The sequence below is a fragment of the Prosthecobacter sp. genome (assembly GCF_049294395.1).
Taxonomy (GTDB): domain Bacteria; phylum Verrucomicrobiota; class Verrucomicrobiia; order Verrucomicrobiales; family Verrucomicrobiaceae; genus Prosthecobacter.
Map to the genome: position 1 here is coordinate 1 of NZ_JBAQCR010000390.1, position 12159 is coordinate 12159.

Sequence of the window (12159 nt, forward strand, 5' to 3'; positions counted from 1 at the left end):
CCTTCCAGCGCATCCTGAAGCGCTTTGAAAACGCCAGCGACTTCCGCGAGATCGTCAATGACCGCTACACCGTGGCGGACAAGATCGAGCACCTGCTCCAGATCGTCCCCGCAGGCAGCAAGATCAAATTTGAAGACCTCTTCAGCAGCGCCGCCAGCCGTGGTGAGGTGATCGTGACCTTCCTGGCCATGCTGGAACTCATCAAACTCAACCACCTCCAGGTGGAGCAGGAGCAGTTGCTGGGAGAGATCGTCGTGGTGCGTCCGGCGGGTTGAAACTTCGACAATCAGAAATCGATTGCTCGACAATCGTCAATCCTCTGGCTCAAGGGCGTCCTGGCTGTGAGTCATTGACGATTGATGAACAAGGATTGTTGATTTTTGAAGTGTCAATCCTGTGCAAAAGAGGGGCTGGCCGACCGCATGCCTGCTCAGGGGCATTCCTACTTCCGCTTCGCCACAGCGCCCACCGCCGTCGGCGCAGGCTGCGTCACACGGCTGATCTTCGTCTTCTTCCCCAGCACCCAGGACAGTCCGCCGATGCTGCCAATGAGGGCAAACGCGACCATCACGGTCCAGAGGCCGGGGAGGAGCGGTTTGCGGTAGCGGCGGCGTCTTGCCATCCGGGAATGTGACACGACTTGCCGCACTGTGCCAGTGCGGCTATGCTCGAAGATGCTTCCTTGGTTCGAAAATGATCGCTTTCCTCTCTATCTGGCCCCCATGGCCGGGGTCACGGACGTGATCTTCCGCCATTTGTGCAAGGAACAGGGCGCAGATGTCATGGTCACGGAGTTCGTCAGCGCCGAGGGAATCCTGCAGCGCGACGACCGTACGCGGCACTACACCGACTTTGACGACGCCCAGCGCCCGCTCGGCGTGCAGCTCTTTGGGTCCGATGGCGTACGCATGGGCGAAGCCGCCCGCAAAATCATCGACTGGAAGCAGCCCGATTTCATCGACATCAATTTCGGCTGCCCCGTCAACAAGGTTGTCTCCAAAAACGGCGGCTCATCCCTCCTCAAAGACTGCCCCCTGCTGGCCAGCGTGGCGCGTGAAGTCGCCAAAGCCGTGCCCATTCCTGTGACCGCCAAGATGCGCATCGGCTGGGACGCGAATCTCGTCAATGCCATCGAAGTCGCACGCATCCTGGAAGACTGCGGCATGCAGGCCATCGCCGTGCACGGCCGCACGCGGGCGCAGGGCTACACCGGCCTCGCGGACTGGGAAGTCATCGGGCAGGTGGCGGATGCCGTGAAGATCCCAGTCATCGGCAATGGCGACATCTCCAGCGGTGTGGATGTGGAGATTCGTCGTGCGCAAACCAACGTGAAGGGCATCATGATCGGTCGTGCGGCCATGGTGAATCCCTGGGTCTTCAAAGAGGCCAAACATTACCTCGCCACCGGCACCCATGCCCCGCACGCGACTGTGGAAGAGCGCTTTAACTTCATGCGCCGCCACTGCCAGCTAGCCATCGCCCGCAATGCCCACATGGGCGAGCTGCCAACGATTCGCTCCATGCGCAACCGCCTCATGAACTACACCAAGTCCATCCCCGGCGGCAAGTGGTTGCGCCAGCGCTTCTCCCAGATCGGCAGCGTCATGGAACTGGAGGACATCTTTGCCGCGTATCTCGTACATCAGGCAGACCATGGACATGAGCACGCTTCGAACGTCGAAGAGCCCACTTTGAACGCCGAGCATTAACTCCTGGGATGCAAGGCGCAAGCCTGCATCAGCCACACCGCTTTCGCGCGGTGTTGAAATCTCTTCATCAGAAGCCCACCGTCCGGTTTTGCGAAAAGCGGCGTCGCGCCCAGGCTTGCCGAACGCACTCCAAGACGCTGTCGCGTCCGGCAAACGCGAGAGCGTCTTGGAGTGCGGTGGCAGAGATGCACGGCGCAAGCCTGCATCGGCGACACCGCTTTCGCGGGGTATGAGCCGTTCTCCGTCCCAACGTCCGACCTGCAAAAGCTGCGGAACGTATCCGCCCGCTTCACTTCGCCAGAATGCTCTTCAGCCAAGCATCCACCACGAGCGTCGCCGGATAGTCAGGCTTGCCCAGATCGCGATTGATCTCCATGTGCCCTTTGAGACCTTGACCCGCGAAGCCTTTGACCTCCGCAGGAGTTCCCGCTTTGCGCAAGGCTTCTCCAAGCGCGATCGACTGAGCGGTGCCGTCCACACGCTGGACATGAAGAATGAGGAAAGCCGGAGCATTCGGCGCGGCGGCCTGCGCTGTCGGAGATAGCTTTTTCTGGCGCTCCGGATCGGTGCCAAAGGCTTGCAAATAGGTATCATGCATGAAGTCCCCGCCTTCGGCAATCTGACGCGCTACATCATAGGCCGCACCATCCAGCGGGATCACGCCACGCACAGCCTTCGGTCCCACCTCGGCTATTTTGAGGTAGCTCAGATCCGTGCCCACCAATGCAACCAGATGCGCCCCGGCGCTGTGGCCTATTAGAGCCACACGCTTGCCGTCAAAGCCCAGCTTCTCAGCATTCCTGATCAGATACGCGATGCCATTCGCCACATCCTGCGCCTGCTCTTCCACGGTGCAGGATGGCACGAGCCGGTAGTTGAGCGACGCAAAAGCATACCCCTGCTGCACGAAGTGAGTCCCCTTCTCTCCTGAGGCCATCCGCTTGTCGCCACGCTTCCAGCCACCACCGTGTACATAAATCACGATCGGTGATCCCGGCGTCGTCGGCTTCCAGTAATCCAGCTTTTGCAGCGGGTCCGAGCCATAGCTCATTTCCTCGCCGCCAGGTTCAGCAGCCGATTGCATGCGCTGAGCGATCCTCTCTCGCAACGATCCGCCGATTTGGGCACACGCTGGAAGGATGCTGAGAAACGTGAAGAGTAGAAGGAGGGTTTTGAACATGGCGGGCTTGGAGGTGGTCATTGACTGAAATGCCGCACAGCGCGAGTGGTTACACAAAATTTCGGGAATCTGGCAGCACTGCTCCATCGTCCTGAAACCAACCCATTCACGGGCCTTCGCGCCCCCCTTCCCCTTCGCATGTCTCTCTCCAATCCATGGTTCATCGCCGCCGTCCTCGGCGTTCTTGGCGTCTTTCATCTTGAGATCATCGCCACCTTCCTGAACCTCGCTCAGTTCCGCCATGCTTTGCCCCAGCGATTGAAGGCGATCTTCTCGGAGGAAACCGTGCAGAAGGCCGGTGAATACGCCGGCAAATCCTCCCAGCTGGATCTGCTGCGCAGCACCTTTACCGTGGGCGCTCTGGTCTTGTTCTGGTGGAGCGGCGGCTTTGACTGGCTGCAGCGCTGGAGTGCCAGTTGGGGGCTGAACGCAGTCCAGACAGGCGTGGGCGTCATCGGCCTCCTCATGCTGGTGCAAAACATCCTCTCCCTGCCTTTCGATGCCTATGACACTTTCAAGATCGAAGCCGAGTATGGTTTCAACCGCACCACCGTGAGCACCTTCATCAGCGACCGCCTCAAAGGGCTGCTGCTCACCGCACTGCTCGGTGGTCCGCTGCTGGCGCTGATCCTCTGGTTCTTCCAAACTCAGGTTCATGCCGTGCTCTACACCTGGCTCACGGTGGCAGGATTCAGCATCGTCATGGCCTGGCTCTCCCCTCGGCTGCTGATGCCCCTGTTTCTCAAATTCAAGCCCCTGGCCGATGGCCCCCTGCGTGAGGCGCTCCTTGCGCTGGCAGCACGCTTAAAGTTCCCCGTCGTCGATGTCTCAGTCGTGGATGGCTCGCGCCGCTCCAGCAAGGCCAACGCCTTTCTCAGCGGCTTCGGCAAGAACAAGCGCATCGCCCTCTTCGACACCTTGATCGAAAAGCACTCGCAGGAGGAGCTGGAAGCCATCCTTGCCCATGAGATCGGGCACCACAAATGCCGCCATGTGCCACAGCAGCTCATCCTTGGCCTGCTGGAAAGCGGACTCATGTTTTACCTGCTGCATGCCGCCCTGCAATCACCCGCCTTTTTCCAGGCATTCGGCGTCACCGGCCAGCCGCTCGGTCTGGGGCTGGTGCTCTTCAGCATCCTCTATCAGCCCGCCAGCCTGCTGCTGGGTTTGGTGAGCAGCGCCCTCAGCCGCAGGCACGAGTTCCAAGCCGACGCCTTCGCCCGGGCCGCCTGCGGAAATACCCCCCTGATCGCAGGCCTGCAAAAGCTCTCCCTCGACCACCTCACCCACCCCAATCCGCACACCCTGACCGTCTGGCTGCACTACTCCCACCCGCCCATCGGTCAGCGCTTGGCGGCGCTGGAGGCCTAATGAGCTTATTCACAGTGTTTTTTCGCATCCGTGATAAATGCCTCCCCTCCAGCCCGTAGCTTGATTAACCCCTTGATCCTACCCTTTATGAAAAGCCCCCTGCGAGCGTCTCTCTTCACACTCGCCATCACATCCCTCGGTTTTGCTGCTGATCCTGCGGCGCCTGCCACTGCGCCCGCTGTAGCAGCAGCCCCTACAGCAGCAACCGGAGTCGATTTCGTGCGTGATGTGCAGCCCATCTTGGAAACCAAGTGCTTGGAGTGCCACAATCCCAACAAGATCAAAGGCAAGCTCCTGATGGATTCCGCCGCCGCCCTGCTCAAAGGCGGTGCAGACGGCCCCGCCCTCGTCGCTGGCAAGCCCGATGAAAGCGAGATGATCAAGCGCGTCATCCTTCCCAAAGACCATGACGACATCATGCCGCCCAAAGGCGGGCCGCTTGCCGCGAAGGAGATCGACGTGCTCAAGCGCTGGATCGCCGCCGGTGCCCAGTGGCCGCAGAACCTCACGCTTCAGTACAAAACACCCGAGCAGCGCCAGGCGCTGGCCGAGCTTCAGAAGAAGCTGCCCACGCTGAAGAACATCCAGATCCTGCCGGACAAGTATTCCCTGGAAACCAAGCGCGATTTCCACCGCGTCGTCGTGCTGGCCACCTTTCAGGATGCCACCACCAAGGACGTCACCAACGTCTGTGATCTCCGTGTCGCCGACAGCAAGATCGCATCCCTCGAAAATCTGACGCTGAAGCCCGTCGCCGACGCAGGCAGCACCGAAGTCATCGCCACTCTCGGCGGGCAGACGGTCAAAGCCGCCGTCGAAGTGAAAAACGGCACCAAAGATCGCGCCATTTCCTTCCGCCTCGACTGCATGCCCGTGTTCATGCGCGGTGGTTGCAATCAAGGTGGCTGCCACGGTGCCGCTCGCGGCAAGGACGGCTTCCGCACCTCCCTCTTCGGCATGGACCCCGCTGGCGACTACATCCGCATCACGCGTGAAATGCCCGGCCGCCGCATCAATCTGGCCATCCCCGAGGAAAGCTCCCTCATCGAGAAAGCCGTGGGCGCTGTGCCACACTCCGGCAACCAGTGCTTCGAGCCAGATTCCGTTTACAACAAGGCGCTGCTCGAATGGATCTCCGCAGGCGCACCTGATGACGCCGCTGACGTGGCCAAGGTCACCGGCATCGAAGTCTTCCCCAGCCAGATCGTCATGGAAGGCAAGAACGCCACGCAGCAGATCACTGTGCGTGCCACCTACTCCGACGGCACCGACCGCGATGTGACGAACCTCGCGCTCTTCATGTCCAACAACGACCCGACCGCGACCATCGACAAGCAGGGCCTCGTCACCTCCGGTGATCGTGGCGCCGCGTTCATGCTCGCCCGTTTCAATGTGTACTCCGTCACCGCCCAGGTTCTCGTGATCCCTGCGCAGCTCAAGTATGAGCGGCCCAACCTCGCCGAGACCAATTACATCGACACCTTGGTCGATGAAAACCTCCACAAGCTCCGCATCCTGCCTTCCGGCATCTGCACGGACGAAGAATTCGTGCGCCGCGCCTTCATCGACATCGCCGGTGTCTACCCCGAAGCCAAAGACATGCGCGCCTTCCTCGCCGACAAAAACCCCGACAAGCGCGCCGCCTTGGTGGACAGCCTGCTGGAACGCAAGGAGTTCACCGAACTCTGGGTCATGAAGTGGGCCGAGCTGCTGCAGATCCGCTCCGGCATCGCCGGCAACAACAACGTCCCGCCCTTCTACAAGAACGCCCTTCTTTATTACAACTGGCTCTCCGAGCGCATCGGCAAGAACATCCCCATCAATGAAATCGTGGTGGAGCTCCTCTCGGCCACCGGCGGCACCGTCTCCAATCCTGCGGTGAACTTCTACCAGACCGAGCTCGACCAGCTCAAGCTGACCGAAAACGTCGCCCAGGTGTTCATGGGCATGCGCATCCAGTGCGCCCAGTGCCACAATCATCCCTTCGACCGCTGGACCATGGATGACTACTATGGCTTCAAGGCCTTCTTCTCCCAGATCGGCCGCAAGCCGACCGACGACCCGGCTGAAGTCATCATCTACAACAGCAAGGGCGGTGAATCGAGACACTTCCTCACTCAGGCTGTGATGAAGCCCAAGTTCTTGGGTGGTGACACTCCAGAAATGAAACCCGGCGAAGACCGCCGCAAAGTGCTCGCCGAATGGATGGCCTCCCCTCGCAATCCCTTCTTCGCCCGCAACGTCGCCAACATCATCTGGTCGCACTTCAACGGTGTCGGCGTGGTGGAGCCCGTCGATGACGTGCGCGTCTCCAACCCGCCGTCCAATCCAGCCCTCATCGCAGCGCTGGCCGAGCACCTGACCGAGTACAAGTACGACATGCGCAAGTTCGTGCGCGACATCTGCACCTCTCAGACCTACCAGCGCAGCACCAAGGTCAACGAGACCAACGCAGGCGACAAACGCAACTTCTCCCACGCCCAGGTCCGCCGTGTGCGCGCCGAAGTCCTGCTCGACGCCATCTCCCAGATCACCGACACGCCGAACAAGTTCCAGGGCCTGCCGCTCGGAGCACGTGCCGTGCAGATCGCCGACGGTGCCGTCTCCAACTACTTCCTCACCACCTTCGGCCGTGCCAAGCGTGAATCCGTCTGCTCCTGCGAAGTCAAGATGGAACCCACCCTCTCCCAGGCGCTGCACCTCATGAACGGCGACGCCGTCAATGACCGCATCAAGCAGGGCCGCGTCGTCGCCAAGATGATCCAGGAAAAGAAGAACGACCGCGAAATCGTGGAAGACCTCTTCCTCCGCGTCTTCGGCCGCATGCCCCTGGACAAGGAATGGGCCAACGTGCAGCAGGCCATCACCGAAGACCCTGCCTCCCGTCAAAACGTCCTCGAAGACCTTTTCTGGGCCCTGCTGAACTCCAAGGAGTTCTACTTCAACCATTGATCGACTACTGATCCGAGTTTCGAAGCGGGCGGTAGGGCATCAAGCTCACCGCCCGTTTTGTTTTATCAGGCGATTTTCTACCGTCGCGAACTCGCGAAGGCATTCCACAAGATTCCCCTCAAAGACTGAGGCCAACAGCCAGACTGGATACCCACTTAATCCCCGGCATCAGCTTGATGATCCAGCGGGCGAGTATCAATGAGTCATTGAACACCCCGAGCGAACTTTTGCAGTTTCTTGGCAAAGATCAGCAGCAACAAACCGGCAATGGAGGAAATCCAAACCACGCGGGTGAAAATCACCGGCATGGCAATCATTGCATCACCGGAGACTTCTCCTGCAATGATGCCGGAGAGCACATCTCCGAGGCTGGTTCCCAGAAACCAGATGCCCATCATCTGTCCTGTATAACGATGCGGAGAAAGTTTGGTGACCGCACTCAGCCCCACCGGACTGAGACAGAGTTCGCCCAGGGTGTGACACAGGTAAATGCCCAGCAGCCACAGCGGCCAGACTTTTCCAACATCCAGCGCACGATGAGCAGCAATCACTGCCAGTCCGAACCCAAAGGCCAGCAGCAGCATTGCCACGCCCATTTTCGTGGTCATGGAGAGGCTGATACCCCGCCGGTCCATTCCCTGCCAGAGCAGCGCCACCACCGGCGAAAGTAGGATCACAAACAGCGGATTGACGGATTGAAACCAAGCCGTGGGAATCACCCATGAGCCAAACTCACGGAGCGTGTGTTCTTCGGCAAACACATTGAAAGAGGAGCCCATTTGCTCAAAGCCCGCCCAGAACAAGGCGCAAACGCCAAACAGCATGATGATGAGCCCGACACGCGCTTTTTCATCCCCGTCCAGCCCCCCAAACAGCAGCAGCCACGCAAAGAACAGCGCTGCTACCACCGAGATGACTATTGTAACCGCGTGAGCCAGCCACACCGGATCAAGCGTGATCGCACCAGAAACACATAGGATTACCACCGTCGCCAGAGCAATCAGCGCCATGTAGAAGATTACCCACTCCCGTTTCAAGTTCTGCCCCGGATGGGCGATTCTATCCCCCACTCCCTCCAGTGCTTTGCGGGTGAGCTGCCATTGTACAAGCCCGAAAAACATCCCTGCCGTTGCAGATCCAAAAGCCCAGCGCCACCCCAACCCTTCACTTTGCTGCAGCCATCCGCTGATCAGCGGCCCCACAAACGCGCCCAAGTTGATCCCCATGTAAAAGATCGTGAAACCCGCATCCCGTCGTTGACCGCCTTCGGGATAAAGGAGACCGACGAGTGCGCTCATGTTTGATTTCAGCAAACCCGAACCGAGCGCGATGATCAGCAAGCCGAGAAAAAAGGTAGTCCTCCCGTGCATGGCGAGGATGAGGTGTCCTAGGGCAATGGCGACTCCTCCCCACCACACAGCGCGTTTGGTTCCCAAAAGCCGATCTCCTACCCATCCGCCTGGAAATGCCGAAGCATACACCGTGGCGAGGTAGAGTCCGAAAATGGCCATGGCCTGCTTTTTTTCCAAGCCAATGCCGCCACTCGCCATGGTCATGAATGGCACCATCAATGCCCGCATGCCGTAGTAGCTCCACCGCTCCCACATTTCGGTGAAGAACAAAGTGCGAAGACCGCGAGGATGGCCGGTGGGTTCGGAAGTCATGGCGTGAGAAGTCCGCCATCCAAAGACAGCACGCTCCTCATTGCGAGCTTTTCCTTACTCAGCAGTCACGAGCTTCGCCTTGAACTTCACCATCGCCTGCTGGATCAGCGGGTCGTTGTAGAAATCCTCGGGGGGCTTGGGAGCTGCAGCAGGCGCATCCGCCTTCATGAGTTCCTCCTGCTGCGCGGCTTTCACCTCGGCTTTAGGCTCCGCCTTGGCTTCAGCCGCAGGCTTGGCCGGTGACTCGGGCTCATTCAGCAGCCCCAGATCCACCTCAGCAAAGGCTGGTGCCTTGAGGCTCGAATCCAGCACAAACTCAAACTTCATCGCCTTCCCCGTCAGCTCCTGCGCCAGACCTTCGAGGAAATTGACCTGCGCAGGGCGCATCAGGCTGTCGCGTGCATAGCTCTCGCTGGGCGGGAAGCCCACTTTGATCGTGTTGCGTGAGATGTCGAGCAGCGTGGCGGGCTGCAGCCACGGCGCGATGAGAAGACGGCGCGCCTGCACCTGCGTGATGAACTTCGTCCAAAAAACATCCTGACCAAACAGCTCTCCCGGTTCATCCACCGCAGAAGCCTCTTTGACCTTCGCCGCCGCCGCAGGAGGCGGTGCGGGGGCCGGCTCTGGCGCTTTCTCCACAACGGGCTCAGGCGCTTTCTCGACGGGAGTCGCGGCCCTCACCACAGGCTGCGGCTCAGGCTCCGGTGCCTTTACCACAGCGAGGGCCGGTGCCACAGTAAGTTCCACGGGTTGCGTCATCACCGCAGGGGCGGCTTTCACCGGCTCTGCTGCACGGCGCAGCGGTGGCGGTGCTGCCTGCACACGCGGTGCTGGCCGGGTCAAGCCCTCTGCGCTGCCCGAATCCAGCGCATCAATCACATCGCTGATCGAAACTTCATTCAGGCTCTGCACAGAGGCGATGACGCCCAGCTCAAAGTGCAGGCGCTTGTTGCTGGCCCAGCGCATGCGCGCATCCACATCAGCCAGACCATCCACCACGCGCAGCAATTGCTCCGTGCTGGCCATCTGCGCCTGGGCCACGACTTCCTCGGCCACTTCCGGGCTCAGATCTTCCGCTGCGGCTTCAGGATCGGCCTGCTGCACCAGCAGCGTGCGGAAATGCTGGATCAGATCTCCCAGGAAACGCCCCAGCTCCTTGCCAGCCTCGTTCTGCTCATACACAGCGCGGAGGGCTCCCACGGTGTCGCTTTCCAGAATGTGCCGCGCCAGTGCCGCCACGGATTCGCCGGAAGTGAAGCCAAACACATCCAGCACGTCTTGCTCGGTGATCGTGCCACCGCAGAAAGCCACGAGCTGGTCCAGCATGGACTGCGCATCGCGCATTCCGCCTTCCGCGCCTTTGCCGATCGCATAGGCCGCCTTCTCGTCCAGGTTTACATTCTCCAGCTTCGCGATGTGCAGCAGATGCTTCGCGATCACCGCATTCGGGATGCGCCGCAGGTCAAAGCGCTGGCAGCGGCTGATGATCGTGGGCAGGATCTTGTTCGGCTCCGTCGTCGCAAAGATGAACTTCACATGCTCCGGCGGCTCTTCCAGCGTCTTGAGCAGCGCATTGAAGGCCCCCGTCGTCAGCATGTGCACCTCGTCAATGTAGTAGATCTTGTAGCGGCAGCGGGAGGGGGCGTATTTCACGTTGTCCCGCAGCTCGCGCACCTGCTCCACGCCGTTGTTGCTCGCACCGTCGATCTCCAGCACGTCCATGCAGCGCCCTTCGGCGATCTCGATGCTCAGCTCGTCTTCAGGGTCAAAATCGATGGTCGGCCCGTTCTTGGCGCACAGTGCCTTGGCAAAAATACGCGCCGTGGAGGTCTTCCCCGTGCCACGCGGCCCCACAAACAAATAGGCATGCGCCAGCCGCTGCTGGGCGATGGCATTGCGCAGCGTCCGTACGACGTGATCCTGTCCGAGGACGTCTGCGAAGGTCTTGGGGCGATATTTGCGGGCAAAAACTTGGTAACTCACCCTGCCAGACTAACGAACGCTCTCAGTGAAGCCAACGGAAGTTTAAAGCAAGAGCGTGAAACTTGGTCGAGCATTCACTTGTTCACGCTCCACGAGGCACGACCGCCGGGGATGCTGGCGGAGCCTTTGTAGCCCTTGCCGGTGAAACTGCCGCTCATCGAGGAGTTGATGGGCACGTTGGTGCCCTTCGCCACGACGGAGCCGGTCATCTTCATCGAAATCGTGCCGGAACTCAGTTCGACATCGCCGCTGATGCTCGCACGAGCGCTGGCGGTCTGGCCGCCGACGGTGACGGTCTGGCCATAGCTCCCCGTGACGCTTGAACCGATCACGGTGATGCGGATGGTCCCCTTGCCGCTCAAGGAGCCGGAAAAGGTGCCCTGCATGCCGCTCATCTCGCCTATCGCCGCGTCGAGCGCGGGAACACCATCGCTCTCCAGCACACTCACAAGACGATCCACGATGCTCGCATTCGCGGGCAGGCCTTTGGCCTTCAATTTCGCGATCACGGTCTCGCGCATCTTCACCGCGTCATCGGTGGCGTTTTCGCGGGCCTTGGCCTCCTCTTTGCCCGCTTCCTTCTTGGCGGTGAGTTTTTTGCGCTCACGATAGCTGCGTGTTTTCGTCTCGGGCTCGGCGGCGGCCAGCTTGGCGGCCTTCTTGCCCTCCAGAACCTTGTTCAGCCGCTTCGCCTCGGTGAAATCACCGTTTTTCACTCCATCTGCGGCACGCTGCGCGCCCACGGGGGAGGCCCCGGCCTTGATGAGCTTGTCGTAGATCTCTTTGGAGCGCTCCTCGTTGATCTGCTTTTCATTGCGGGCGCTTTTCAACTGGTCGAACAGCCCCTTCCCGGCCCCGAGGCCTTCGCCAATCGCATTGCCCAAATTCGTGCCGCTCTGCTTGGCCGCATCATACGTGATCGCCTTCGCACCGCCATACAGACCACCGAGCACCGCCTTGCCCTTCATTTCGAGATAGGACTTCCACGAATCGGGGGAAATCTTGCCCGCAGCGATGTCCTTTTGGTCAACGGTGTCCAAGGTTGGCCGTTCATAACTTGGCGTAGAGGGCTATGAGGACTGCACAGGCTTGCTGCCAGGGGATGGAGTTCCAGAGCTGGGCAGCCACCCAGCGGATCAGTTTGACCGAGTGCTGCGTGATCTGCTGCATCACCCGCAGCGTTTTGGGCAGCACCGCTTTGGCCTTGGCGGCGACCTCGACCGCCTGCTTCAGCCTTGCCGCGCGGCGCTTCTCCTCAGGCTCGTTGCGGATGCCCTGCTCTCCGAGTTCGTGTTCGAGC

General features: G+C 60.3%; 10 protein-coding genes. 4 read left to right on the top strand and 6 right to left on the bottom strand.

Going from position 1 to position 12159, the window contains the following annotated elements:
- A partial coding sequence (locus WAW39_RS25975) for a segregation/condensation protein A (RefSeq protein ID WP_422322068.1) occupies positions 1–275 on the top strand: 275 nt, incomplete at its 5' end.
- Positions 276–442: 167 nt separating this feature from the next.
- Here WAW39_RS25975 and WAW39_RS25980 read toward each other — a convergent pair.
- The gene (locus WAW39_RS25980) at positions 443–622 is read right to left on the bottom strand and encodes a hypothetical protein (RefSeq protein WP_422322069.1); all 180 of its coding nucleotides are present in this window, start codon (positions 620–622) and stop codon (positions 443–445) included.
- A gap of 52 nt (positions 623–674) precedes the next feature.
- Here WAW39_RS25980 and dusB point away from each other — a divergent pair, with 52 nt between their 5' ends.
- Positions 675–1709, top strand: a complete 1035-nt coding sequence (gene dusB / locus WAW39_RS25985) for a tRNA dihydrouridine synthase DusB (protein WP_422322070.1) — start codon at positions 675–677, stop codon at positions 1707–1709.
- A gap of 289 nt (positions 1710–1998) precedes the next feature.
- Here the strand turns inward: dusB and WAW39_RS25990 are convergent, their stop codons facing one another.
- Complete coding sequence (locus tag WAW39_RS25990) at positions 1999–2889, bottom strand: alpha/beta hydrolase (protein ID WP_422322071.1); 891 nt, start codon at positions 2887–2889, stop codon at positions 1999–2001.
- Between the two features lie 138 nt (positions 2890–3027).
- Here WAW39_RS25990 and WAW39_RS25995 point away from each other — a divergent pair, with 138 nt between their 5' ends.
- Together WAW39_RS25995 and WAW39_RS26000 are read left to right on the top strand one after the other, a co-directional pair.
- Positions 3028–4260: a M48 family metallopeptidase gene (locus WAW39_RS25995; RefSeq protein ID WP_422322072.1), complete on the top strand. Its 1233-nt coding sequence runs from the start codon at positions 3028–3030 to the stop codon at positions 4258–4260.
- A gap of 87 nt (positions 4261–4347) precedes the next feature.
- Positions 4348–7212 (top strand): DUF1549 domain-containing protein, encoded by a 2865-nt coding sequence (locus tag WAW39_RS26000; RefSeq protein ID WP_422322073.1) that lies wholly within the window; start codon positions 4348–4350, stop codon positions 7210–7212.
- A 203-nt stretch (positions 7213–7415) separates the two neighbouring features.
- Here the strand turns inward: WAW39_RS26000 and WAW39_RS26005 are convergent, their stop codons facing one another.
- From WAW39_RS26005 to WAW39_RS26020, 4 genes are all read right to left on the bottom strand, one after another.
- Positions 7416–8876: a peptide MFS transporter gene (locus tag WAW39_RS26005; protein WP_422322074.1), complete on the bottom strand. Its 1461-nt coding sequence runs from the start codon at positions 8874–8876 to the stop codon at positions 7416–7418.
- 54 nt (positions 8877–8930) lie between these two features.
- Positions 8931–10859: a DNA polymerase III subunit gamma/tau gene (gene dnaX / locus WAW39_RS26010; protein ID WP_422322075.1), complete on the bottom strand. Its 1929-nt coding sequence runs from the start codon at positions 10857–10859 to the stop codon at positions 8931–8933.
- A gap of 74 nt (positions 10860–10933) precedes the next feature.
- On the bottom strand, positions 10934–11899 hold the full coding sequence (locus tag WAW39_RS26015) for a hypothetical protein (RefSeq protein WP_422322076.1): 966 nt from the start codon (positions 11897–11899) through the stop codon (positions 10934–10936).
- A 10-nt stretch (positions 11900–11909) separates the two neighbouring features.
- Positions 11910–12159 (bottom strand): hypothetical protein (locus WAW39_RS26020; RefSeq protein ID WP_422322077.1); only part of this gene is annotated, 250 nt, incomplete at its 5' end.

Coding starts and splice junctions, on each gene's coding strand:
- WAW39_RS26005 (WP_422322074.1), bottom strand. CDS start 8,876: ATGACTTCCGAACCCACCGGCCATCCTCGCGGTCTTCGCACTTTGTTC.
- WAW39_RS25990 (WP_422322071.1), bottom strand. CDS start 2,889: ATGTTCAAAACCCTCCTTCTACTCTTCACGTTTCTCAGCATCCTTCCA.
- dusB (WP_422322070.1), top strand. CDS start 675: ATGCTTCCTTGGTTCGAAAATGATCGCTTTCCTCTCTATCTGGCCCCC.
- WAW39_RS26000 (WP_422322073.1), top strand. CDS start 4,348: ATGAAAAGCCCCCTGCGAGCGTCTCTCTTCACACTCGCCATCACATCC.
- WAW39_RS25980 (WP_422322069.1), bottom strand. CDS start 622: ATGGCAAGACGCCGCCGCTACCGCAAACCGCTCCTCCCCGGCCTCTGG.
- WAW39_RS25995 (WP_422322072.1), top strand. CDS start 3,028: ATGTCTCTCTCCAATCCATGGTTCATCGCCGCCGTCCTCGGCGTTCTT.